The sequence below is a fragment of the Streptomyces sp. NPDC051576 genome (assembly GCF_040681835.1).
In the GTDB taxonomy this organism is placed as follows: Bacteria; Actinomycetota; Actinomycetes; order Streptomycetales; family Streptomycetaceae; genus Streptomyces.
On the sequence record NZ_JBFAZO010000003.1, the window covers coordinates 323,915 to 347,136 of the forward strand.

The 23,222-nt window shown below is 67.2% G+C and carries 19 protein-coding genes; 10 read left to right on the forward strand and 9 right to left on the reverse strand.

The genetic code is table 11. The annotated features are described in order from the left end of the window. Positions 1 to 78: 78 nt before the first annotated feature. Positions 79 to 1,464: a serine hydrolase domain-containing protein gene (locus AB0M63_RS11290; protein ID WP_366019191.1), complete on the reverse strand. Its 1,386-nt coding sequence runs from the start codon at positions 1,462 to 1,464 to the stop codon at positions 79 to 81. A gap of 213 nt (positions 1,465 to 1,677) precedes the next feature. Between AB0M63_RS11290 and AB0M63_RS11295 the strand changes: the two genes are divergently transcribed. Then, complete coding sequence (locus tag AB0M63_RS11295) at positions 1,678 to 2,256, forward strand: dihydrofolate reductase family protein (RefSeq protein WP_366019192.1); 579 nt, start codon at positions 1,678 to 1,680, stop codon at positions 2,254 to 2,256. A gap of 57 nt (positions 2,257 to 2,313) precedes the next feature. Here the strand turns inward: AB0M63_RS11295 and dnaB are convergent, their stop codons facing one another. Further along, on the reverse strand, positions 2,314 to 3,792 hold the full coding sequence (dnaB, locus tag AB0M63_RS11300; RefSeq protein WP_355919993.1) for a replicative DNA helicase: 1,479 nt from the start codon (positions 3,790 to 3,792) through the stop codon (positions 2,314 to 2,316). Positions 3,793 to 4,252: 460 nt separating this feature from the next. Here dnaB and AB0M63_RS11305 point away from each other — a divergent pair, with 460 nt between their 5' ends. Further along, the gene (locus AB0M63_RS11305; RefSeq protein ID WP_355919991.1) at positions 4,253 to 5,590 is read left to right on the forward strand and encodes an MATE family efflux transporter; all 1,338 of its coding nucleotides are present in this window, start codon (positions 4,253 to 4,255) and stop codon (positions 5,588 to 5,590) included. A gap of 167 nt (positions 5,591 to 5,757) precedes the next feature. On the opposite strand, the gene rplI is transcribed toward AB0M63_RS11305, so the two are convergent. The 4 genes from rplI to rpsF all read right to left on the reverse strand — a co-directional run bounded on the left by rplI (position 5,758) and on the right by rpsF (position 7,482). Continuing rightward, the gene (rplI, locus tag AB0M63_RS11310) at positions 5,758 to 6,204 is read right to left on the reverse strand and encodes a 50S ribosomal protein L9 (protein ID WP_355919988.1); all 447 of its coding nucleotides are present in this window, start codon (positions 6,202 to 6,204) and stop codon (positions 5,758 to 5,760) included. Positions 6,205 to 6,222: 18 nt separating this feature from the next. Further along, positions 6,223 to 6,459 (reverse strand): 30S ribosomal protein S18, encoded by a 237-nt coding sequence (gene rpsR, locus AB0M63_RS11315; protein WP_006381652.1) that lies wholly within the window; start codon positions 6,457 to 6,459, stop codon positions 6,223 to 6,225. Between the two features lie 57 nt (positions 6,460 to 6,516). Further along, positions 6,517 to 7,119: a single-stranded DNA-binding protein gene (locus tag AB0M63_RS11320; protein WP_366019193.1), complete on the reverse strand. Its 603-nt coding sequence runs from the start codon at positions 7,117 to 7,119 to the stop codon at positions 6,517 to 6,519. 72 nt (positions 7,120 to 7,191) lie between these two features. Next, positions 7,192 to 7,482 (reverse strand): 30S ribosomal protein S6, encoded by a 291-nt coding sequence (gene rpsF / locus AB0M63_RS11325; protein WP_006604399.1) that lies wholly within the window; start codon positions 7,480 to 7,482, stop codon positions 7,192 to 7,194. Between the two features lie 276 nt (positions 7,483 to 7,758). On the opposite strand from rpsF, the gene AB0M63_RS11330 reads away from it, so the two are divergent. The 3 genes from AB0M63_RS11330 to AB0M63_RS11340 all read left to right on the forward strand — a co-directional run bounded on the left by AB0M63_RS11330 (position 7,759) and on the right by AB0M63_RS11340 (position 10,489). After that, the gene (locus tag AB0M63_RS11330; protein ID WP_355919981.1) at positions 7,759 to 8,073 is read left to right on the forward strand and encodes a hypothetical protein; all 315 of its coding nucleotides are present in this window, start codon (positions 7,759 to 7,761) and stop codon (positions 8,071 to 8,073) included. Positions 8,074 to 8,252: 179 nt separating this feature from the next. Continuing rightward, complete coding sequence (gene femX, locus AB0M63_RS11335) at positions 8,253 to 9,374, forward strand: peptidoglycan bridge formation glycyltransferase FemX (protein WP_355919978.1); 1,122 nt, start codon at positions 8,253 to 8,255, stop codon at positions 9,372 to 9,374. A gap of 83 nt (positions 9,375 to 9,457) precedes the next feature. Then, positions 9,458 to 10,489 carry an alanine racemase gene (locus tag AB0M63_RS11340; RefSeq protein WP_355919975.1) on the forward strand — a complete coding sequence of 344 codons (1,032 nt, stop codon included), beginning with the start codon at positions 9,458 to 9,460 and terminating at the stop codon, positions 10,487 to 10,489. A gap of 82 nt (positions 10,490 to 10,571) precedes the next feature. On the opposite strand, the gene AB0M63_RS11345 is transcribed toward AB0M63_RS11340, so the two are convergent. Together AB0M63_RS11345 and AB0M63_RS11350 are read right to left on the reverse strand one after the other, a co-directional pair. Further along, positions 10,572 to 12,071 (reverse strand): glycosyltransferase 87 family protein, encoded by a 1,500-nt coding sequence (locus tag AB0M63_RS11345; RefSeq protein WP_355919972.1) that lies wholly within the window; start codon positions 12,069 to 12,071, stop codon positions 10,572 to 10,574. Between the two features lie 107 nt (positions 12,072 to 12,178). Continuing rightward, positions 12,179 to 14,422, reverse strand: a complete 2,244-nt coding sequence (locus AB0M63_RS11350) for a transglycosylase domain-containing protein (protein WP_366019194.1) — start codon at positions 14,420 to 14,422, stop codon at positions 12,179 to 12,181. 741 nt (positions 14,423 to 15,163) lie between these two features. Between AB0M63_RS11350 and AB0M63_RS11355 the strand changes: the two genes are divergently transcribed. The 4 genes from AB0M63_RS11355 (at position 15,164) to AB0M63_RS11370 (ending at position 19,015) form a co-directional block, all read left to right on the forward strand. Beyond that, positions 15,164 to 15,850, forward strand: coding sequence for a helix-turn-helix transcriptional regulator (locus tag AB0M63_RS11355; protein WP_355919967.1), 687 nt, complete (start codon positions 15,164 to 15,166; stop codon positions 15,848 to 15,850). Between the two features lie 44 nt (positions 15,851 to 15,894). After that, positions 15,895 to 16,977 (forward strand): inositol-3-phosphate synthase, encoded by a 1,083-nt coding sequence (locus AB0M63_RS11360; RefSeq protein WP_366019195.1) that lies wholly within the window; start codon positions 15,895 to 15,897, stop codon positions 16,975 to 16,977. Between the two features lie 73 nt (positions 16,978 to 17,050). Next, positions 17,051 to 18,328: an MFS transporter gene (locus tag AB0M63_RS11365; protein ID WP_355919961.1), complete on the forward strand. Its 1,278-nt coding sequence runs from the start codon at positions 17,051 to 17,053 to the stop codon at positions 18,326 to 18,328. Between the two features lie 120 nt (positions 18,329 to 18,448). Then, positions 18,449 to 19,015 (forward strand): hypothetical protein, encoded by a 567-nt coding sequence (locus AB0M63_RS11370; protein WP_366019196.1) that lies wholly within the window; start codon positions 18,449 to 18,451, stop codon positions 19,013 to 19,015. 102 nt (positions 19,016 to 19,117) lie between these two features. Here the strand turns inward: AB0M63_RS11370 and AB0M63_RS11375 are convergent, their stop codons facing one another. Continuing rightward, entirely contained in the window at positions 19,118 to 20,560 is a 1,443-nt protein-coding gene (locus AB0M63_RS11375; RefSeq protein ID WP_366019197.1) for a CCA tRNA nucleotidyltransferase, read from the reverse strand. Positions 20,561 to 20,818: 258 nt separating this feature from the next. On the opposite strand from AB0M63_RS11375, the gene AB0M63_RS11380 reads away from it, so the two are divergent. Further along, positions 20,819 to 23,212 carry a DUF6049 family protein gene (locus tag AB0M63_RS11380; RefSeq protein WP_366019198.1) on the forward strand — a complete coding sequence of 798 codons (2,394 nt, stop codon included), beginning with the start codon at positions 20,819 to 20,821 and terminating at the stop codon, positions 23,210 to 23,212. Positions 23,213 to 23,222 lie beyond the last annotated feature (10 nt).

The following is a 23,222-nucleotide window of genomic DNA, read 5'->3' on the forward strand; positions in this document are numbered from 1 at the left end:
CCCTCTCACCCCCCCCCGCATCGGGGGCCGGGTGGCCTATTGTATCACGTGAAACATGACGCCTCCCGGCCACGACGGCTAACTGATCCCTCGCCACCCCTCCGAGTCCACCCCACCCGGCACAGAAGCGCCCTCCTCGTACGGCTGACGCGTGAAGACAAACGATCCGAGGTCGAGGTGACTCACGGACCCGTCCGACCGCCGTACGGGCCTCAGAAGCTCTCCGGCGTAGTACCCCTCCAGACCGGTCCAGGTGCCGTCACCGTTGGCACGGAACCGCGAACGACGGCCGCTGTCGGCCAGTGGCTCCAGCGAGGCCCCTCCATCGGCCGTCAGCCGCAGGGCGAAGCCGTGCGTCCCCCAGTACCACTGCCCCACCAACTCCAGTACAGCGGCGTCGACTTCGGGCATCGGGCGCCACGGATCGGGAATCCTCGGCTCGGCCTCGGCGACGATACGGACGAGATCGGCACCCACCGATGCCAGCAGCGGTCCGGAGGTGCAGTTGGCCAGCACCACGACCGAGACGTCGTCCGCCAGGCTGATGGTCAGGTTCGCCAGGAAGCCGGGCAGGGATCCGGAATGACCGATGAGCAGTCGGCCGTCGCGGTGCTGGATCTGCAGACCGAGGCCGTAGGCAGCACCGTCCACGACATCGTCAGCCTCGGCCGGCGCCGCGGGCGTCCGCATCTCCCGCACGGACTCCGCGCTCAGCACCCGGTCGTCCCCGTGGGTCAGGAACGCGGCGAACCGCGCCAAGTCGCCCGTGGTGGACCAGAGTTGACCGGCTGGTGCCATCCGGCCGAGGTCCTCGGCAGGTTCCGGCAGCAGCGCGTCGGCCCATGGATGCACCGCCCAGCCACCCGCATGCGGAGCCTGCGGCTGAGCACTCGTCCGGTCGAGACCCAGGGGTTCGAGCACTTCCCGCCGGAGTACGTCCATCCACGGGGCACCGCGCAGCTCCTCTACGAGGGCGCCCAACACGGTGTAGCCGGGGTTCGAATAGTGGAACCGACGGCCGACCGGATGCAGCAGGGGCTGCTCACCCAGCACATCGCGGAGCTCCGGACGCAGGGAGCCCGGTGTCCGTTCCCACCAGGGCGCCGGCGATTCGGCCGCCAACCCGCCGGTGTGAGCGAGGAGTTGGGCGATGGTGGCCTCCCCCGCACCGGTGCCGGGCAGGTGCTTCTCCAGTGGGTCACCGAGGTCGAGGACGCCCTCGTCCCGCAGCCGCAGCACCAGGACGGCGGTGAACGTCTTGGTGATCGAGCCGATCCGGTACTGCACGTTCTCGTCCGGCCCGTGCCCGTCAACCGAGGTCCGCGCTCCGTGCCACACTGCCCGCCCGTCCCGCACGACCGCCGCGACCAACGACGGCGCCCTCCCCTCGGCCTGGGCCACGGCGATCCGGTGCAGCAGCGCCCTGCGCGTACCGGGAAGCAAGTCGTCCTCAGATGTCGTCATGCCCCCAGTCCATCCGGCGCAACGGCCGTACGTCGAGCACATTTCCCAGGACACGGCACCAGGTGGGCCACCTACAGTTGTAGCGTCTCGCCGCTCGCGGCATGTCGATCTTGCGTGAACTGGGCGTTCTCGGCTGTCTCACGGAGCGCACCGATGAGTTTCCCGCGCCGCGCTGGTCCATACACCGGATACCCACGGACGGAAGGCTGGGCCATGCGGAAACTGATCTACGGCATGAACCTGACCCTGGACGGCTACATCGCCGCGGCCGGCGACGACATCGGCTGGGGTGGGCAGCCGAGCGACGAGCTGTTCCAGTGGTGGCTCGACCACGAGCAGAAGAGTGGCCTGTCGCTGTACGGGCGCAAGCTGTGGGAGACGATGAGTTCCTACTGGCCGACCGGCGACCAGCAGCCGGGCGCCACCCCGGCGCAGATCGAGTTCGCGCGGAACTGGCGGGACACGCCGAAGGTGGTGTTCTCCTCGACGATCGACAAGGTCGACTGGAACACCCGCCTGGTCACCGGCGACGCGATCGCCGAGATCACCCGGCTCAAGGCCGAGGACGGCGGCCCGATGAACATCGGCGGCGCAACGCTCGCCGGGGCGGCCATGCGCGCCGGGCTGATCGACGAGTACGCGATCGCCACCCATCCGGTCCTGGTGGGCGGCGGCACACCGTTCTTCACCGCGCTGGACAGCTGGGTGAACCTGAACCTGGTGGAGACGCGGGCGCTTCCCGGCGGCGTGGTCCTGACCAGGTACGAGACGAGGCGTCGACCGTCGCAGTGACGCCGCCCATCGCGCACCCCCTTCCGCGGGCAACGCCCCGTACCCCGCAGCGCCCGATCACGTCTGCGCCATGTCCACGAAGCGGGAGTAGTGCCCCTGGAAGGCGACGGTGATCGTCGCCGTCGGGCCGTTACGGTGCTTGCCCACGATGATGTCCGCCTCGCCCGCGCGCGGCGACTCCTTCTCGTAGGCGTCCTCACGGTGCAGCAGGATGACCATGTCGGCGTCCTGCTCGATGGAACCGGACTCACGCAGGTCGGACACCATCGGCTTCTTGTCCGTGCGCTGCTCGGGACCACGGTTGAGCTGCGAGAGCGCGATCACCGGCACCTCCAGCTCCTTCGCCAGAAGCTTGAGGTTACGGGACATGTCCGAGACCTCCTGCTGACGGCTCTCGGAGCGCTTGGAGCCACCGGCCTGCATCAGTTGCAGATAGTCGATGATCACGAGCTTGATGTCGTTGCGCTGTTTGAGCCGGCGGCACTTCGCCCGGATCTCCATCATCGACAGGTTCGGGGAGTCGTCGATGAAGAGCGGCGCGGACGACACCTCGGGCATCCGACGCGCCAGCCGGGTCCAGTCCTCGTCGGTCATGGTGCCGGACCGCATGTGGTGCAGAGCGACGCGGGCCTCGGCCGACAGCAGACGCATCGCGATCTCGTTGCGCCCCATTTCGAGGGAGAAGATGACGCTCGGCAGATTGTGCTTGATCGACGCCGCACGTGCGAAGTCCAGTGCCAGCGTGGACTTTCCCATGGCGGGACGGGCCGCGATGACGATCATCTGGCCCGGGTGCAGACCGTTGGTGAGCGAGTCGAGGTCCGTGAACCCGGTGGGCACACCCGTCATCTCGCCGCTGCGAGAGCCGATCGCCTCGATCTCGTCGAGCGCGCCCTCCATGATGTCGCCGAGCGGAAGGTAGTCCTCGCTGGTCCGCTGCTCGGTGACCGCGTAGATCTCGGCCTGGGCCCGGTTGACGATCTCGTCGACGTCGTCGTCGGCCGCGTACCCCATCTGGGTGATACGCGTACCGGCTTCGACCAGACGCCGCAGGACGGCCCGCTCATGGACGATCTCCGCGTAGTACTCCGCGTTCGCCGCCGTCGGCACGGTCTGGACGAGCGTGTGCAGATACGATGCGCCGCCGACCTTGTTGATCTCGCCGCGCTTGGTGAGTTCGGCGGCGATGGTGATCGGGTCGGCCGGCTCGCCCTTGGCGTAGACGTCGAGGATCGCCTGGTAGATCGTCTCGTGCGCGGGCTTGTAGAAGTCGTGGCCCTTGAGGACTTCGACGACATCGGCGATGGCGTCCTTGGACAGCAGCATGCCGCCGAGTACGGACTGCTCCGCATCAAGGTCCTGCGGCGGCACACGTTCGAAGGCCGAGCCGGCGCCCTCCCACTCGCTGCCCTCTCTGCCGCGGTCGTGCTGTTCGTCGCGGCCCCGACCTCCGTCACCTCGTCGTCGGGAAGCAGGCAGACGATCACTTGGACCGCTCTCGGCCCACGGGTCGTCCAAGGGCTCGGAAATACTCAACCGAGCCACCTCCTCCCGTCCGCCGAGCGGACCTCGCCGTGCCCCTCATTTCTACGGCACGGCACTGACAAATGAGACGCCCAACTCCGGTACGGGCGCGTCGGTTTTGTGATGGTTCTCAGGCCGACGGACGGAGCGGGCGCCGGTCCACCGTAGGCCTGTGGGCACCGTCAGCCAATCTGGTTATCCACAGGCCATGTGGACGACGGCTCGGATGCTGTGGAGAACCCGCCAAAACCTGTGCACGACCCGGTGGACAGTCCTGTGAACAAGACCCCGCCACTTTGATTACGGCCTATCTGACCTGCACTTTCCCCATCCACCGGCTGTGCAGAAGAAAAACTTCCCCAGCGGGATCAAGATCACTTCGAACAGTGCGCGAGAGGACACGATGTGAGACCAGAGGTAAGGGTCATAGAGTAGTTGCATCTCTTACCTGTGGACGATTAGATTAGTGCTCATGACACAGGCTCCTGCGGCCACCAAGGCCACTCGACGACAGCACGACCGAGAGATCGTCATGCTGGCCGTCCCGGCCTTCGGCGCACTCGTCGCCGAGCCCCTTTTCGTCATGGCCGACAGCGCGATCGTCGGCCATCTCGGCACGGCACAACTCGCCGGACTCGGCGTGGCCTCCGCCCTCCTGACGACAGCCGTGAGTGTCTTCGTCTTCCTTGCCTACGCCACCACGGCAGCCGTCGCCCGACGGGTGGGCGCGGGTGATCTCCAAGCAGCCATACGCCAGGGCATGGACGGCATCTGGCTCGCCCTGCTGATCGGTGCCATCGTCATAGCCGTCGTCCTCCCCTCGGCGCCGGTTCTGGTCGACCTCTTCGGCTCCTCGGCCACCGCGGCCCCCTACGCGACGACCTATCTGCGGATCTCCGCCATCGGTATCCCGGCCATGCTGATCGTCCTCGCCGCCACCGGAGTTCTACGTGGGCTGCAGAACACCAGGACACCGCTGTACGTCGCCATCTCAGGCTTCATCGCCAACGCAGCCCTCAATGTGGGGCTGGTCTACGGTGCCGACCTCGGCATCGCCGGCTCCGCCTGGGGCACCGTCATCGCCCAATGGGGCATGGCTGCCGTCTATCTCTTCGTGGTCGTCCGCGGAGCCCGCCGACACGGAGCTTCTCTCAGACCCGACGCCTCAGGGATCAGAGCCTCTGCACAGGCCGGCGCCCCTCTTCTCGTGCGCACCCTCTCCTTGAGAGCGATTCTTCTGATCGCCACGGCCGTCGCCGCCCGCCTCGGAGACGCCGACATAGCCGCGCACCAGATCATCCTGTCCCTGTGGTCCCTGCTGGCCTTCGCACTCGACGCCATCGCGATCGCAGGCCAGGCCATCATCGGCCGCTACCTCGGTGCGAACGACCCCCAGGGCGCTCGAGCCGCATGCCGTCGCATGGTGCAGTGGGGTATCGCCGTCGGAGTGGTACTCGGCCTCCTGGTGATCCTGACCCGCCCGCTCTTCCTCCCGCTGTTCACCAGCGACCCCACCGTCAAGGACACTGCCCTGCCCGCCTTGATCATGGTGGCGCTCTCGCAACCGATCTGCGGTGTCGTCTTCGTCCTGGACGGAGTACTGATGGGCGCGGGGGACGGCCCCTATCTTGCGGGGGCGATGCTGGTGACCCTGGCGGTCTTCGCCCCCGCGGCCCTGCTCGTACCGACCTTCGGCGCCGGACTGACCGCACTCTGGGGAGCGATGACCCTGATGATGGCGGTGCGCATGCTGACCCTCTTGCTGCGAGCCCGCTCGGGCCGCTGGATCGTCACTGGCGCGACCCGCTGACCGTTTCACGTGAAACACCGCGCGCCGCCACGTTTCACGTGAAACATGCGAGTTGTAGCGCCGACTCCAACCCACCCCGCGGGCCGACATCCTGCGGTCCCAGACACAGCAGAGGGGCCGCACCCCAACGGGTGCGGCCCCTCTCTCAGCTATGCCGAGCGCAGCGGTCAGGCCGCGATGACCTCGATGTTGACCTTGGCGGCAACCTCGGGGTGCAGACGCACGGACGTCTCGTGGGCGCCCAGGGTCTTGATCGGGGTAGACAGCTCGATACGACGCTTGTCGACCTCGGGGCCACCGGAAGCCTTGATCGCGGAAGCGATGTCGGCCGGGGTGACGGAACCGAAGAGACGACCGGCGTCGCCGGAGCGGACTGCCAGACGAACCTTGACGCCTTCGAGCTGGGCCTTCACGGAGTTGGCCTGCTCGATGGTCTGGATCTCGTGGATCTTGCGAGCACGACGGATCTGCTCGACGTCCTTCTCGCCACCCTTGGTCCAGCGGATAGCGAACTTCCGCGGGATCAGGTAGTTGCGAGCGTAACCGTCCTTGACGTCGACGACGTCGCCCGCGGCACCGAGGCCGGAGACCTCGTGGGTGAGGATGATCTTCATTAGTCGGTCACCCTTCCCTTATCGCGCGGTGGAGGTGTAGGGCAGCAGCGCCATCTCACGGCTGTTCTTCACAGCCGTGGCGACGTCACGCTGGTGCTGCGTGCAGTTGCCGGTCACCCGGCGGGCACGGATCTTGCCGCGGTCGGAAATGAACTTCCGCAGCATGTTCGTGTCCTTGTAGTCCACGTACTGGACCTTGTCCTTGCAGAATGCGCAGACCTTCTTCTTCGGCTTGCGCACAGGCGGCTTCGCCATGGTGTATCTCCTGTGTGATCAAGAAGTGTGGGTACGACCCACCCTCGGCCCGAAGGCCTAGAAGGGGGGCTCGTCCGAGTAGCCGCCGCCACCGCCGGAGCCGCCGGAGTTTCCACCCCAGCCGCCACCGCCGCCGCCCTGGTTGCCACCGGCGGGAGCGCCGCTGGCCCACGGGTCATCGGCGGGAGCACCGCCGGCCGGCTGACCGCCACCGGAGTTTCCACCCCAGCCACCGCCACCCTGCTGGCCGCCACCGCCGTAGCCACCGCCACCACCCTGGCCACCGCCACGACCACCGGGGGTCTTGGTGACCTTGGCAGTCGCGTAGCGCAGCGAGGGGCCGATCTCGTCGACCTCGAGCTCCACGACCGTTCGCTTCTCGCCCTGCTGGGTCTCGTACGAACGCTGCCGCAGTCGTCCCTGAGCGACGACGCGCATACCGCGCGTCAGCGATTCGGCGACGTTCTCTGCGGCCTGACGCCAGATCGACGCACGGAGGAACAGCGCGTCGCCGTCCTTCCACTCGTTGGCCTGGCGATCGAACGTCCGGGGCGTCGACGCGATCGTGAAGTTCGCGACGGCGGCGCCGGACGGGGTGAAGCGCAGCTCGGGATCGTCGGTCAGGTTTCCGACGACGGTGATGACGGTCTCGCCTGCCATGGGGGAACCTCTCGGCGGTTTTGCTGCGGGGTTGCTGCTACTCGAATCCCAAGTACCGCTGAACTAGGAAGTTCAGTGGGTCTCGGGGCGGAGGACCTTGGTCCGGAGGACCGACTCGTTCAGGTTCATCTGGCGGTCGAGCTCCTTGACGACCGCAGGCTCGGCCTGCAGGTCGATGACCGAGTAGATGCCCTCGGGCTTCTTCTTGATCTCGTACGAGAGACGACGACGGCCCCAGGTGTCGACCTTCTCGACCTTTCCGTTGCCCTCACGGACGACGGAGAGGAAGTTCTCGATCAGGGGGGAGACAGCGCGCTCCTCCAGATCGGGGTCGAGGATGACCATCACCTCGTAGTGACGCATGTGGAACCCACCTCCTTTGGACTCAGCGGCCACGGTCGATCCGTGGCAGGAGGGTTGTGATGCGTAAGCAACAGTGTGTGCCAGTAAAACAGCCGCCACTGACATCGGGTGCCCCTTGCGGGGATTCCGAGCCGTGGCATGGGCAGACACCGGTGCAGAGGGTACAGAGTACCCGCACACAGCCTTCCGGTTGAAATCCGGTGGCGGAGAGCGTCAATCTGTACACATCGGGTGTGTCCGGCGCAACGAAGCGCCGCCTTCCGCAGGAGGTGCCACATGGCACAGGCATTGCGACCCAATACCGCCGGTTCTCTTTTCGCCACAGACGGCAAGCCCCATCCGCTCCAGGACACGCTGCTCGCGGTGACCCTGGTGCTCGGGCTGACCGCGTTCATCACGGGCTTCTTCCACCACCTGCATCTGCTCAGCTCGTGGACCGGCCTGCTGGGGATCCTCACCGGCGCCTACGGGCAGTGGATCTCCGAGACGACGAGGGAGCGCTTCGGCCTGATCCTGGGTCTCGGTGCCGCAGGTGTCGGATTCTTCCTCGGCATGGCCCACGGCGGTCTGTTCGGCGGCGTCATCAGCTGACGGCCCGGAAGCCGCACTCCGAACACCGCGTAAAACACCACGGAACGCCTCGGCGGCCCACAGGCCGAGGCGAAGGTTGCATACGCCCAGTCGGGGCGCTCGCAAGGCGCAGTAGGCTTCGGCGCGAGAGCCGGAGCCCCTGTACCCATGGGGACACACCAGCCCGAGGAGCGCCCCGAATGAGCCTGACCCTGAGGACCATCAGCCGTGAGCAGCATCTGGCATTCATCCAGAGTCTGCCCTCGGCGAGCCACATGCAGGTCCCGGCATGGGCTGATGTGAAGGCGGAGTGGCGCTCCGAGAGCCTCGGCTGGATCGACGAGAAGACCGGCGAGCTGGTCGGCGCAGGCCTCGTCCTGTACCGGCAACTCCCCAAGATCAAGCGCTACTTGGCCTATCTGCCCGAGGGCCCGGTCATCAACTGGTTCGCGCCGAACCTGGACGACTGGCTCCAGCCGATGCTCGCCCACCTCAAGCAGCAGGGCGCCTTCTCGGTGAAGATGGGCCCGCCGGTCATCATCCGGCGCTGGGAGGCCACTTCCATCAAGGCCGGCATCCAGAACCCGGATGTGAAGCGGCTGCGGGACATCGAGGCCGACTTCATCGAACCGCGCGCCTTCGAGGTGGCGGACAAGCTGCGCCGTATGGGTTGGCAGCAGGGTGAGGACGGCGGCGCCGGCTTCGGCGACGTCCAGCCCCGCTACGTCTACCAGGTGCCGCTCGCGAACCGCTCTCTCGAAGAAGTCCACAAGAACTTCAACCAGTTGTGGCGTCGCAACATCAAGAAGGCCGAGAAGGCCGGTGTCGAGGTCGTCCAGGGGGGCTACCACGACCTTGAGGAATGGCAGCGGCTGTACGAGATCACTGCCGTCCGCGACCACTTCCGGCCCCGCCCGTTGTCGTACTTCCAGCGCATGTGGACGGCCCTCAACACCGAGGACCCCAACCGGATGCGGCTGTACTTCGCCCGGCACAACGGGGTGAACCTGTCGGCGGCGACGATGCTCGTGGTCGGCGGTCACGTCTGGTACTCCTACGGCGCCTCCGACAACATCGGGCGTGAGGTCCGGCCCTCGAACGCGATGCAGTGGCGGATGCTGCGTGACGCCTACGCGCTCGGCGCCACCGTCTACGACTTGCGCGGCATCTCCGACTCGCTGGACGAGACCGACCACCTCTTCGGTCTGATCCAGTTCAAGGTGGGCACCGGCGGGCAGGCCGCCGAGTACCTCGGCGAGTGGGACTTCCCGCTGAACAAGCTGCTCCACAAGGCGCTCGACATCTACATGTCGCGCCGCTGACCTCACGGTCCTCGCTTCGATACCGTCGATAGCTCTCATACCTCTGATACACCGCAGCCACCAGAAAGGTTCCAGGTCCGGCCATGGCGCTCACGCTCTACGTCGACACCGCGCGCTGGCGGGCGCATCACAAGCATGTTGCCGGGCAGTTCCCCGGGCTCGTCCCGGTCTGCAAGGGCAACGGCTACGGCTTCGGGCACGAACGGCTGGCGGAGGAGGCGACGCGCCTGGGCGCGGACGTCCTCGCCGTCGGCACGACGTACGAGGCCGCCCGGATCAAGGACTGGTTCGGTGGTGACCTGCTGGTGCTGACGCCGTACCGCCGCGGCGAGGAGCCCGTACCCCTGCCGGACCGGGTGATCCGCTCGGTGTCGTCCATCGACGGGGTGTACGGCCTCGTGGGTGCCCGTGTGGTGATCGAGGTGATGTCCTCGATGAAGCGTCACGGAGTGAGCGAGCGGGAACTGCCGCAACTGCACACGGCCATAGAGAACGTCCGCCTGGAAGGCTTCGCCATCCACCTCCCGCTGGACCGCACCGACGGCTCGGACGCCGTCGAGGAGGTCATCGGCTGGATGGACCGGCTGCGTGCGGCCCGGCTGCCCTTGCACACGATGTTCGTCAGCCACCTCAAGGCCGAGGAACTCGCCCGGCTGCAGCAGCAGTTCCCGCAGACCCGCTTCCGGGCCCGTATCGGCACCCGACTGTGGCTGGGGGACCACGAGGCCACCGAGTACCGCGGCGCGGTCCTGGACGTCACCCGCGTCTCGAAGGGCGACCGCTTCGGCTACCGGCAGCAGAAGGCGGCCTCGGACGGCTATCTGGTGGTCGTGGCGGGCGGTACCTCGCACGGGGTGGGCCTGGAGGCCCCCAAGGCGCTCCACGGCGTCATGCCGCGCGCCAAGGGCGTCGCCCGCGCCGGCCTGGCCACGGTCAACCGGAACCTTTCTCCGTTCGTCTGGGACGGCAAGCAGCGCTGGTTCGCCGAGCCCCCGCACATGCAGGTCTCGATCCTGTTCGTGCCGGCGGAGGCGGCCGAGCCGAAGGTCGGCGAGGAACTGGTGGCCCATCTGCGGCACACCACCACGCAGTTCGACCGCATCGTGGATCGCTGAGCGGCCCCCGAACAAGCCGAAAGGCCGTACACGGAAGGTTCCGTGTACGGCCTTTCGCGTGGTCTCTCCAGACTTTGTTCGCTCAGAGCGAACGACCGGCCGGCCCTTCGTTGCCCCACTCCACCTGCGGTCCGTCGAAGGGGGCGGCGTGCCGCCCGGGACGGGCCGCGGCCCCGAACACGAACACGTCCTCCGCCCGGTCGAGCACACCACCCGAGGGGTCGTCGTCACCGGCCAGGCGCACCACGTCCCGCTCCGGCATGAGGATGTCGCGCACGATCACGGCGCACAGGTAGAGCGTGCCCAGGAGGTGCAGGCCGATGGCCCAGTGGTAGCCGTCGGTCGGCAGGCCCTTGTGGGCGTCTCCGCTGGTCGTGTAGGCGAGGTACATCCAGATCCCCAGGAAGTACGCCACCTCGCACGCCTGCCAGATCAGGAAGTCCCGCCACTTCGGCCGGGCCAGCACGGCCAGGGGGACCAGCCACAGGACGTACTGCGGCGAGTAGACCTTGTTGGTCAGGATGAACGCCGCGACGATCAGGAAGGCCAGTTGGGCGAAGCGCGGCCGGCGCGGAGCGGTCAGCGTGAGCGCAGCGATGGCTCCGCAGCACAGCAGCATCAGCAAGGTGGCGAGTGTGTTGACGGTGTCGGTGCTGAGCGGGTCGGTGGAGTTCTGAGCCAGGATCAGCCAGAAGGAACCGAAGTCGACGCCCCGTTCCTGGCTGAACGTATAGAACTTCGACCAGCCGTCGAAGGCGAAGAGCATGACCGGCAGGTTCACCGCCAGCCAGGCGACGGCGGTTCCACCGAACGCCTTCCCGAAGTCCCGCCACTTGCCCGCGCGCCAGCACAGCAGGAACAACGGGCCGAGCAGGAAGACGGGATAGAGCTTGGCGGCCGTTGCAAGGCCCAACAGGACGCCGAAAGCGAGCGAACGGCCCCGCGACCACATCAGCATCGCCGCGGCCGTCAGAGCGACCGCCAGCAGGTCCCAGTTGATGGTTGCGGTCAGCGCGAAGGCGGGCGCCAGGGCGACCAGCAGTCCGTCCCAGGGCCGGCGGGCATGCGTGCGGCTGACGCATACGACGATCACGGCCGCGCACACCATCAGCATCCCGGCGTTGACCATCCAGTACCACTGTTCCTGGTGCTGGATGCTGCCGCTGCCCGGCGTGAGCCAGGCGGCCACCTCCATGAACACACCCGTCAGCACCGGGTATTCGAGGTACTGCATGTCGCCGGGCAGCTTGTCGAAGTACGGCACGAGCCCGTCGGCGAAACCGCGCCCCTGATAGAGGTGCGGAATGTCCGAGTAGCACGCGTGCGTGTACTGCGAGCTGGCGCCGAAGAACCACCCGCTGTCGTAGCAGGGCGCCTTCTGGACCAGGCCGAGGGCGAAGATGCCGATCGCCACCAGCGCGACGACCCGCACGGGCGTCCACCAGGACGTCCCGAGGAGGGCGCGTCGGCCGATGGGGCCACCGATCAGTTCACTACCGGCGGCGGCGACCTCGTCATCCTTGGTCGGCCGGACCGGATCCGGCTCGTGCACGCTCGTGGGCGTCAGTTCTGCACTGGGCATGGGCACATCCTGCCGTACGTGCCTAGGAGTACGCCGAGGGCCGTCGCACCCGGTGGATGCGACGGCCCATGTTTCACGTGAAACACCCTTGACGGGCGATATGACGGCTAACCGTTTGAGCCTCCGAAGATGCCCCCATTGCCGTTGCCTCTACTGGTGCCGCTGCTTTCCGTGGCAGTGGCTGTATCCGTCGGCGTGGACGTCGTACCTCCGTCGGTGCCACCGGTGTCGCTGCACTGCCAGCTGAACTGGCAGGACTCGGTCGCCGAAGGTGTCGCGCTCGGCGTCTCACTGGGTGTCGCGCTCGGCGTCGCACTGGGCGTCTCGCTCGGCGTCACCACGATCGTCGGAGTGGGAGACGGGGCACCGGCCTCGTCCTCCACGTTGTCGATCTTGGTCGCGTCCGGGAAGCCGGGGTCGGACTTGCCCTTCAGCGCGGACTCCATGTACTCGGTCCAGATCGACGTCGGAATGTCACCACCGTGGATGGACGCCACTCCCGCCGTGCCGTTCATGGAGAGCAGTTTGGCGTTCTTGGGGTCTTCCCTGAACATCGCGATCGACGTCGAGAGTTGCTGGGTGTATCCGACGAACCACGCTGACTTGTTGCTGTCGGTGGTACCGGTCTTGCCGGCCGCCGTACGGCCCAGAGCCTTCGCGCCCTCCGCCGTACCGTTCTGGATGACGTTCTCCAGGGTGTCCGTGACGTTGTTCGCCACGTTGTCCGGCACCGCCTGCTTCACCGCAGGCTTGGTGAAGCCGGACACCGGCTGGCCGTCGTGCTTGACCGCGGTCACCGAATACGGGTCCGCCTGCTTGCCCGAGGCGGCGAACGTCGCATAGGCGTCGGCCATCCGGATCGCGCTCGGGGTCGACGTACCGATGGCGAACGACGCGTTCAGCGTGGCGAAGCTGTCGTCGAGGATGCCGGAGGCCTTGGCCACGTCCCGCACCTTCGAGTTCCCCACATCCATGCCCAACTGCACGAACGGTGTGTTGATGGACTGCTCCATCGCCTTCCGCAGCGTGATGTAGCCCCAGGCGTGGTCGCTCTCGTTGTTCTGGTAGAAGAGCGAGTTGTCCTTGTTCAGGACATACGAGCCATCCTGGTTTCTGACCTTGAGATGATCGTTGCCGTTGTACTTGCTGAGCGGCGAGATTCCGACGCCGTCGGTCTTGTACGTGCCGTATTCCATGGCCGCGGCGAGCACGAACGGCTTCCAGGTCGAACCCACCGGGACACCCGAGGTGTCGGCGTTGTTGGTGAAGTGGCCGTTCTCGTAGCCGTCGCCGCCGTAGAGGGCGACGATCGCTCCGTCGTTGGGCACCACCGACGCCGCGCCGAACTGGACGTACTTGTCCAGGTTCCGTTTCTTCGGGTCGATGCGTTCCTTCTGGACCTTCTTCACGGCCGCGCTCAGTTCGTTGACCTTGTCCTTCTGGAAGGTCGTGTAGATCTGGAAGCCACCCTGGTCGAACTCGGTCTGCGAGATGTCCGAGTGGTTCAGGACGTACTTCTTGGCCGTGTCGACCAGATAACTGATCTGGCCGGTCATGCCCTTGGTCGCCTTCAGGCCCTGGGGCATGGGGTACTTCTTGATGGCCGTCTGGTACTCGGCGTCCGTGATGCGCTTGTCGTTGTGCATCTGTTCGAGGATCCAGCCCCAGCGGGCCTTGGAACGCGTGAGGTTGGCAGCGGCGGTCGCCGCGGGGTCGATGCTCGTGGCGCCGATCGGGTCGTAGTACGTCGGGCCCTTCAGCAGTGCCGCGAGGAAGGCGCACTGGCTCGGCGTGAGCTTGACCGCGTCCACGCCGTAGTAGGTCTGCGCGGCTGCCTGTATGCCGTAGGCGCCACGGCCGTAGTACGAGGTGTTCAGATAGCCCTGCAAGACCTGCTGCTTGCTGAGCTGCGTGCCCACCTTGATGGAGATGAACATCTCCTTGAACTTACGGGTGATCGTCTGTTCCTGGCTCAGGTAGGTGTTCTTCACGAACTGCTGGGTGATCGTCGAACCACCCTGCGTCTCACCGCCCCGGGCCATGTTGGCCAGGGCTCGGGCGATACCCATGGGGTCGACGCCCGAGTCCGTGTAGAAGCTCTTGTTCTCGGCCGAGATCACCGACCACTGCATGGCCTTGGGGATCTGGTCGATGGTGATGTTCTGGCGGTTCGCCCCGGTGCCCGTGGCGACCATCTGGTCGCCGTTGGACCAGTAGTAGACGTTGTTCTGCGACTTGGCCGCGGTGTTCTCGCTGGGGATGCCGACCATCGCGTAGCCGATACCGACCGCGGCCACGAGGCTGCCGAAGAAGAAGAGGCACAGGCCGGAGACAAGCTTCCAGGACGGCATCCAGCGGCGCCATCCGTACTTGTCGAAGCGCGGATAGTCGATGAACCGCTTCTTGCCGGGCGCGGGAGCGCGTCCTCTGCCGCGACCGGGCCCGTTCGGGCCACCAGGGCCGCGACCGGCGGGCTCGGCCCCTCTGCGACGGCCGCCGCCTCTCTGCGCGGCCCGACGGGCTTCGGCCCGACTGCCGTACTGGCGCTGTTCACCCCGCGACTCGGCGGGGTTCGACCCATAGGAATCGGATGGAGACCCGGTGGTGGCGCCTCGCGGTGCCGCGCGGCGGCCGGAGGTCGGTCCGGACTGACCGCGTCGGTCCGCGGCACGTCCGCCTCCCTGCGGCTGCGGCGGTTTGCGACGGTGCTCGCTCATCGAACGATTACTCCTCGGGCAGGCGCACCCGTGCGCGCCTGGAAACGGCGGCTGGTTTCCGGTCCCCCCGAAGTACGGATGTGGTCGGTGCTGCATTCACCCGTACCGCACCGGGGACGTTGACGCCCCCACGCGTCACTTGGTTCCCGGTGGTGTGCATGCCGCACAGACTACGCACCGTCAAAACCTGCTTAGCCCCGAAGTTCACCCCAAATCAGGCAACTTGATTCCAACGAATCGGTGATGTGATGCCGCTCACCCCCTCCCCACTTGTCGCATCCGGAAGGCCGTTCTATCGTCTGGATGTATCGAGTCGATACATCAGCTCGGCATAAAGGCCGTCACGGTCGGACCACGGACAGGGAGGAGGCGACGATGAGCCGGCGCTCCGGCATCCTTGAGTTCGCCATCCTCGGCCTGCTCCGTGAATCCCCGATGCACGGCTATGAGCTGCGCAAACGACTCAATACGTCACTGGGTGTGTTCCGTGCGTTCAGCTACGGGACGCTCTACCCCTGCCTCAAGACGCTGGTCGCCAACGGCTGGTTGATCGAGGAACCGGGGAACACTCCTGAGGACGCCCTCACCGCCTCACTCGCGGGGCGTCGCGCCAAGATCGTCTACCGGTTGACGGCGGAAGGTAAGGAGCACTTCGAGGAGCTGCTCTCGCAGACGGGTCCCGACGCGTACGAGGACGAACATTTCGCCGCTCGTTTCGCCTTCTTCGGGCAGACGTCACGCGACGTGCGCATGCGCGTCCTGGAAGGCCGCCGCAGCCGGCTGGAGGAGCGTCTGGAGAAGATGCGCGCCTCCCTGGCCCGGACCCGGGAGCGCCTCGACGACTACACCCTTGAGCTCCAGCGCCACGGAATGGAGTCCGTGGAGCGCGAAGTGCGCTGGCTGAACGAGCTCATCGAGAGCGAGCGGGCCGGACGGGACCTCAAGGGTCCCGCTCCGGACGGCACCGCTCAGCAGGACAGCACATCTGGGGAGTCGGGCGGCCTGCCCCGGCTCGGGGGTGCCACCCCCGGGCCGGATCCGTCCGATGACACCACCACATGAGGTCCAGTCAGGGCCTCACCTCGCACACACAGGGAGCAACCGGAATGGGTTCGGTTCGCGTAGCCATCGTCGGCGTGGGCAACTGCGCCGCCTCACTGGTACAGGGCGTCGAGTACTACAAGGACGCCGACCCGACCTCCAAGGTCCCGGGTCTGATGCACGTCCAGTTCGGCGACTACCACGTCGGTGACGTCGAGTTCGTCGCCGCATTCGACGTCGACGCGAAGAAGGTCGGTCTCGACCTCTCCGACGCCATCGGTGCCAGTGAGAACAACACCATCAAGATCTGCGACGTCCCGAACAGGGGCGTCACGGTCCAGCGCGGTCACACCCTTGACGGCCTGGGCAAGTACTACCGCATGACGATCGAGGAGTCCGCCGAGACCCCGGTCGACGTGGTCCAGGTCCTCAAGGACAAGCAGGTCGACGTCCTGATCTGCTACCTGCCCGTCGGTTCCGAGGACGCGGCGAAGTTCTACGCCCAGTGCGCCATCGACGCCAAGGTCGCCTTCGTCAACGCCCTCCCGGTCTTCATCGCCGGCACCAAGGAGTGGGCGGACAAGTTCACCGAGGCCGGTGTCCCGATCGTCGGCGACGACATCAAGTCGCAGGTCGGCGCCACCATCACGCACCGCGTGATGGCGAAGCTGTTCGAGGACCGCGGTGTCCGCCTTGAGCGCACGATGCAGCTCAACGTCGGCGGCAACATGGACTTCAAGAACATGCTGGAGCGCGACCGCCTGGAGTCCAAGAAGATCTCCAAGACGCAGGCCGTCACCTCGCAGATCCCGGACCGCGACCTGGGCGAGAAGAACGTCCACATCGGTCCCTCGGACTACGTCCAGTGGCTCGACGACCGCAAGTGGGCCTACGTGCGCCTCGAAGGCCGCGCCTTCGGCGACGTCCCGCTGAACCTGGAGTACAAGCTGGAGGTCTGGGACTCCCCGAACTCCGCGGGTGTCATCATCGACGCCCTGCGCGCCGCGAAGATCGCCAAGGACCGCGGCATCGGCGGCCCGATCCTCTCCGCGTCGAGCTACTTCATGAAGTCCCCGCCGGTCCAGTACTTCGACGACGAGGCCTTCGCCAATGTCGAGAAGTTCATCAAGGGCGAGGTCGAGCGATAGGACCCGCCGTTCGGCTGTCGAGGGTCCCCGGGGCATCCGCCCGGGGACCCTCGACGTATGTGAGGCTGTGCCCATGGCCGTCGTCCGTGACCTGCGCATCCTCCTGCGCTTCCAGGGTTTCCGGCGCCTGCTCGCCGTACGGCTGCTCTCCCAGGGCGCGGACGGCGTCTACCAGGTCGCACTCGCCGCCTACGTCGTCTTCTCCCCGGAGAAACAGACCTCGGCCGGCGCGATCGCCTCCGCGATGGCGGTACTGCTCCTCCCGTACTCCTTGATCGGCCCTTTCGCCGGCGTCCTCCTGGACCGTTGGCGCCGCCGGCAGGTCTTCCTCTACGGCAACCTGCTGCGCGCCCTGCTGGCCACGGTGACGGCTGTCCTGATCGTGAGCCACGTCCCCGACTGGCTCTTCTACGTGTCCGCCCTGTGCGTGACCGCCGTCAACCGCTTCGTCCTCGCGGGCCTCTCCGCCGCCCTCCCTCGCGTGGTCGACGACGAGCGACTCGTCGTCGCCAACTCCCTTTCCCCCACGGCCGGAACGCTGGCGGCGACTGTGGGCGGCGGTCTCGCCTTTCTCGTACGCCTGCTGGTCGCGGACACCGACGCCGCCGTGGTGCTGCTGGGGGCCGTCCTCTACCTGTGCGCGGCCCTCACCTCGCTGCGCATGGCCCCCGAACTCCTCGGCCCCGACCAGGCGTTGACCCGGCCCCGGCTGGCGACGGCACTCGTCGGCACCGCCCGGGGCCTGACGGCGGCGGTGCGGCACCTCGCCGCGCCGAAGCGCCGGAAGGCGGTCCGAGCCCTCGTCGCGATGACCCTGATGCGGTTCTGCTACGGCGCCCTGACCGTCCTGCTGTTGATGCTCTGCCGGTATGCCCTGTCCTCGACCCCGGACGACGGACTGCGCCTGCTGGGGCTGGCGTTGGGGGTGTCCGGCGCCGGTTTCTTCGTGGCGGCAGTGGTGACGCCCTGGGCCGCGGGACGGCTCGGCCCCAGCCGCTGGATCGCCGTGTGCGCCGCGGGCGCCGCGATCCTGGAACCGGCCCTCGGCCTCCCGTTCGCCACCGCCCCGATACTGGCGGCGGCCTTCGTCCTGGGCCTGACCACACAGGGCGCGAAGATCGCCACGGACACGATCGTGCAGTTCTCGGTCGACGACGGCTTCCGCGGCCGCATCTTCTCCGTCTACGACGTGCTGTTCAACGTCGCTTTCGTGGGCGCGGCAGCGATAGCCGCCCTCATGCTTCCCCCTGACGGCCGCTCAGCGGTGCTGGTGATCACGGTCGCCGTCGTCTACGGAGCAGTTGCTGCGGCTATGGCCCGCTTTGAGCGCCGGAAAGTGTCACATCACTGACACGGAGTCCATCCGGGTCACAGCGGTGTCAGTGGGGCCCGGTAACTTACGTCCGTCTTACTTCGCACCATGCCGCGTGCCATGCCGCGTCATGCGCCCACGTTCCAGGGGGGACCCCGAATGACAACTCCGCCGCCTCAGAGCCCGAACCCATACGCCCAGGGCCAGCAGCCCTACGGCCAGCCCCAGGCGCAGGCTCCGTACCCGCCGCAGGCACAGGCTCCCTACCCGCCGCAGCCCCAGGCCCCGTACCCGCCCCAGGGCGGCTACCCGCAGCAGCCCGGCCAGCCCGGCTTCCCGCCGCAGGGCGGAGTGCCCTTCGCTCCGGTCCCGCAACAGCCGAGGCGCAGGTTCAGCTTCAAGATGATCCGCCTCGTCGTCATCATCGTGATCGCTGCCGGCGCGGCCATCTTCAGCTACATATCGAGCCAGGACGACGCCGACACCGCCAAGGTCGGCGACTGCATGCACCGCGGCAGCATCAGTGACACAAACCCGGACCTTGAGGTCGTGAAGTGCAGCGACTCGAAGGCCCAGTACACGGTGCTGGCCAAGATCAGCGGCAACTACGCCGAGGCCGAGGCCAACACCAAGTGCACGGCGGCGGCCAAGGACTTCCAGTACACGTACACGGAGAGCGGCGACGGCAGTGACTTCCTGCTCTGCCTCAAGGACTACTCGAAGTAGGACAGTCTCGGCGAGGGGCGGCGTTTCATGTTTCACGTGAAACACCGCCCCTGCTGCTGTCCGGGTCATGTTTCACGTGAAACATGACCCCGTTCCACAACCTCAGCTCTCCGAGGCCCACCACTCCTTGAGCGCGGCCACGGCCGCGTCATGCTCCATCGGCCCGTTCTCCAGCCGCAGTTCCAACAAGAACTTGTAGGCACGACCGATGACCGGCCCGGGCGGGACGCCCAGGATCTCCATGATCTGGTTTCCATCGAGGTCGGGGCGGATCGAGTCCAGCTCCTCCCGCTCCTGCAACTGCGCGATGCGCTCTTCCAGACCGTCGTACGCACGGGACAGCGTGGCGGCCCTGCGCTTGTTCCGTGTGGTGCAGTCCGAGCGGGTCAGCTTGTGGAGGCGGTCCAGGAGTGGGCCGGCGTCACGGACGTAGCGGCGGACGGCCGAGTCGGTCCACTCGCCGGTGCCGTAGCCGTGAAAACGCAGGTGGAGTTCGACGAGACGCGAGACGTCCTTCACCAGGTCGTTGGAGTACTTGAGCGCCAGCATGCGCTTCTTGGTCATCTTCGCGCCGACCACTTCGTGGTGGTGGAACGAGACCCGGCCGTCGTTCTCGAAACGGCGGGTCCGCGGCTTGCCGATGTCGTGCAGCAGCGCGGCCAGGCGGAGGGTGAGGTCGGGACCGTTCTCCTCCAGTTCCATCGCCTGCTCCAGAACGATCAGCGTGTGTTCGTAGACATCCTTGTGCCGGTGGTGCTCGTCGCTCTCCAGACGGAGGGCGGGAAGCTCGGGCAGGACGTGGTCCGCGAGCCCGGTGTCGACCAGCAGGGTCAGTCCCTTGCGAGGGTTCGCGGAGAGGATCAGCTTGTTCAGCTCGTCCCGCACCCGCTCGGCCGAGACGATCTCGATCCGCCCCGACATCTCCTTCATCGCGGCGACCACCTCGGGAGCGACCTCGAAGTCGAGCTGAGCGGCGAACCGCGCCGCCCGCATCATCCGCAGAGGATCGTCCGAGAAGGACGCCTCGGGAGTGCCCGGGGTCCGCAGCACCCGGGCCGCGAGGTCGTCAAGGCCGCCGTGCGGGTCGACGAACTCCTTCTCCGGAAGCGCGACAGCCATCGCGTTCACCGTGAAGTCGCGCCGGATGAGGTCCTCCTCGATGGAGTCGCCGTACGACACCTCGGGTTTGCGTGAGGTCCGGTCGTAGGCCTCCGACCTGTACGTGGTCACCTCGATCAGGTAGCCGTCCTTCTGCACCCCCACCGTGCCGAAGGCGATCCCGACCTCCCACACGGCGTCCGCCCACGGCCGGACGATCTTCAGTACGTTCTCGGGCCGTGCGTCCGTCGTGAAGTCCAGATCGTTGTCGAGCCGGCCGAGCAACCTGTCCCGTACCGAGCCGCCGACCAGGGCGAGGGAGAACCCGGCCTCCTGAAAACGGCGGGCGAGTTCGTCGGTGACGGGAGCCATTCGCAGCAGTTCGCTGTCCGCTCGGTACTGCGCCTGGCTCAGGGCACTGGGTTTGTCTTCGTTGGCGTTCGGCACAACAGAAAAGGGTACGTGGCCCAGGCCACCGCGAGCGCCTCCATTAAACGTGCACGGGCACGTCCGCAGATACCCGCACAACCGACGCCCTTACGACGTACACCAGTGCTCCCCTTGATAAGCGCACATACGGGACGGTCCGGCACCGTTCTCCGATCTTGTGGAGCAGACCGCGGCACTTCCCCTCAGCGCGCATCGTTACCATGCGTGGACGCACATTGCGACGACCACTGACGATGACGAGGGACGGGCGAGCGCGTGGCCGAGGCGGCAGACTTCCAGGGGATGAGTCCCTCACCTGCCCGCCGGTGGCTGCGGCGCACCGGCGCACTGCTCGCCGGCGCGCCTCTGCTGGCCGGCCTCCTCCAGTTGTCCGCCGTCGCCACCGCCGGTGCGGCCGAGCAGACGTCCGCGAAGGCCGCCTCCGGCTCGCAGACCGTGTCCGTCTCCGTGGATACGTTCAGCCCCAGCAGCCCCACGGACGGGGACACGCTGACCATCTCCGGGACGGTGACGAACAACGGCAAGCAGGCGGTCACCGGCGCCCATGTGGGCCTGCGCCTGGGACAGGCACTGACCACCCGCTCCGCGATCGACACCGTCGCCAAGCGCACCGACTACGTCCAGGGCGTCGACGGCTCGGAGGTCGGCGACAAGTACACCGAGAAGTTCGCCAAGCTCACTCCGGGCGTCGCCGAGCCCTTCACGCTCTCCGTACCGGTCGACAAGCTGGACCTCGGCGACGACGGCGTCTACCCGCTCGCTGTCTCGCTCTCCGGCCAGACCTCGGCGCAGCCGTGGGAGCAGGTGCTGGGCATCCAGCGGACGTTCCTGCCATGGCAGCCCGACGAGGCGGACACGAGGACGAAGACGACGTATCTGTGGCCGCTCGTCTCCAACGTCCACATGACGGCGCAGACCGGTTCCAACGAGCAGCAGACACCGGTCTTCCTCAATGACGACCTCGCGAAGGAGATCTCCCCGGGCGGTCGGCTCGACCAGATGCTGTCGCTGGGCAAGGATCTCGACGTCACCTGGGTGATCGACCCTGACCTGCTGGCCTCCGTGGACGCGATGACCCGCAGCTACAAGATCCAGGGAGACGGCGACACCACGACGACCGGCACCCACCAGGCGGTCGCCAAGGCATGGCTCGCCGAGTTGCAGTCGGTGGTGGCGGACAAGGAGGTCGTCGCCCTCCCCTTCGCCGACCCGGACCTGGCGTCCCTCGCCCACAACGGCACCAGCGTCACCGGCTCGCTGAGCCACCTCAAGGACGCCACCGACGTCGCCGCCAGCACCGTGGAGACGGTGCTTCACGTGACGCCGAGCACTGACTTCGCCTGGCCGGTGAACGGCGCCGTGGACCCGTCGATCATCAAGGTCGCCACCTCGGCAGGCGCCGACAAGGTGATCGCCCGCAGCGACAGCCTCCAGGAGACCGGCGGGCTGCCGTACACGCCCTCCGCGGCCCGCCCCATCGGCGGCGGCACGACGGCCGTGGTCGCGGACGCACGGCTCTCGACGGCGTTCGAGGGGGATCTGACGAAGGCCGGGTCCGCCACGCTCGCGGAGCAGCAGTTCCTCGCCCAGAGCCTGGCGCTCGACCTGCAGACGGACAAGCAGCGCAGCATCGTCGTCGCCCCGCAGCGCATGCCGACCGCGAGCCAGGCCCAGGCGATGGCCGAGGCGCTGACGACCCTCCAGGGCAGCGAGTGGAGCGAGTCGCAGGATCTCGCCGCGGCGGCCAAGGCCAAGCCGGACCCGAGCGCCACCACCAAGGTCCCGTCGTCCTCCGCGTACCCGTCCTCGCTGCGCAAGCAGGAGCTGCCGAAGTCGGCCTTCGAGGAGATCGCGACCACCCAGGACAAGCTCGACAACTTCCGCGTGATCCTCACCGACGAGTCCCGGGTGGTGACCCCCTTCGGGCGGGCCTTGAACCGTGAGATGTCCACATCGTGGCGCGGGGAGGCCGGCGAGGCCACGAACTTCCGCCAGGGCGTGCTGGACTATCTCGAAGACCTCACCAACCAGGTCAAGCTGATCGACAAGTCCGAGACCAAACTCTCGGGCCGCAGTGCCACGATCCCTGTGACCGTGCAGAACAACCTGGTGCAGGGCGTCGGCCACCTGTTCCTGCGCCTCACCTCGACGAGCCCCACGCGACTGAAGATCGGCGGCAAGGCCTACCAGGAGCAGCGGGTCACGGTGAACGGCGGCCACAGCCAGTCGGTGAAGTTCACCACCTCGGCGAACGCCAACGGCAAGGTGGCCGTGATCGCCCAGCTCTACACAGAGGACGGCCAGGAGTACGGCCAGGCCGTCAGCTTCGACGTCAAGGTCACCGAGGTCACGGCCACCGTCATGTTGGTCATCGGCGGCGGTGTCCTGCTCCTCGTCCTCGCCGGCTTCCGGATGTACACCCACCGCAAGCGGGCCGTCGCCCGCCAAGCGGAGGAGGAGGGCCCCGACGACGGGGCGGCCGAGGATCCCGACGGTCCCGAGAACCCCGAAGGCCCTCAGGACCGTCTCAAGGAGGAGTCCGGCACTCCGTCCCGGGCAGACGACCCGGAGCAGCCGAGTGACCCGACACCGGACACCGCACCGGAAAGCGCCGACCCGTCCGGCACGGGTGAGAGAGTGGACCGTTGAGCGATGTCGT

Bases quoted from the DNA above. Each gene is read 5' to 3' on its own strand.
- AB0M63_RS11370 (WP_366019196.1), top strand. From the start codon at position 18,449: ATGACAACTCCGCCGCCTCAGAGCCCGAACCCATACGCCCAGGGCCAG.
- AB0M63_RS11330 (WP_355919981.1), top strand. From the start codon at position 7,759: ATGGCACAGGCATTGCGACCCAATACCGCCGGTTCTCTTTTCGCCACA.
- AB0M63_RS11355 (WP_355919967.1), top strand. From the start codon at position 15,164: ATGAGCCGGCGCTCCGGCATCCTTGAGTTCGCCATCCTCGGCCTGCTC.
- AB0M63_RS11295 (WP_366019192.1), top strand. From the start codon at position 1,678: ATGCGGAAACTGATCTACGGCATGAACCTGACCCTGGACGGCTACATC.
- AB0M63_RS11350 (WP_366019194.1), bottom strand. From the start codon at position 14,422: ATGCCGTCCTGGAAGCTTGTCTCCGGCCTGTGCCTCTTCTTCTTCGGC.
- rpsR (WP_006381652.1), bottom strand. From the start codon at position 6,459: ATGGCGAAGCCGCCTGTGCGCAAGCCGAAGAAGAAGGTCTGCGCATTC.
- AB0M63_RS11290 (WP_366019191.1), bottom strand. From the start codon at position 1,464: ATGACGACATCTGAGGACGACTTGCTTCCCGGTACGCGCAGGGCGCTG.
- AB0M63_RS11305 (WP_355919991.1), top strand. From the start codon at position 4,253: ATGACACAGGCTCCTGCGGCCACCAAGGCCACTCGACGACAGCACGAC.
- AB0M63_RS11360 (WP_366019195.1), top strand. From the start codon at position 15,895: ATGGGTTCGGTTCGCGTAGCCATCGTCGGCGTGGGCAACTGCGCCGCC.
- AB0M63_RS11365 (WP_355919961.1), top strand. From the start codon at position 17,051: ATGGCCGTCGTCCGTGACCTGCGCATCCTCCTGCGCTTCCAGGGTTTC.
- AB0M63_RS11345 (WP_355919972.1), bottom strand. From the start codon at position 12,071: ATGCCCAGTGCAGAACTGACGCCCACGAGCGTGCACGAGCCGGATCCG.
- rplI (WP_355919988.1), bottom strand. From the start codon at position 6,204: ATGAAGATCATCCTCACCCACGAGGTCTCCGGCCTCGGTGCCGCGGGC.
- rpsF (WP_006604399.1), bottom strand. From the start codon at position 7,482: ATGCGTCACTACGAGGTGATGGTCATCCTCGACCCCGATCTGGAGGAG.
- femX (WP_355919978.1), top strand. From the start codon at position 8,253: ATGAGCCTGACCCTGAGGACCATCAGCCGTGAGCAGCATCTGGCATTC.
- AB0M63_RS11340 (WP_355919975.1), top strand. From the start codon at position 9,458: ATGGCGCTCACGCTCTACGTCGACACCGCGCGCTGGCGGGCGCATCAC.
- AB0M63_RS11320 (WP_366019193.1), bottom strand. From the start codon at position 7,119: ATGGCAGGCGAGACCGTCATCACCGTCGTCGGAAACCTGACCGACGAT.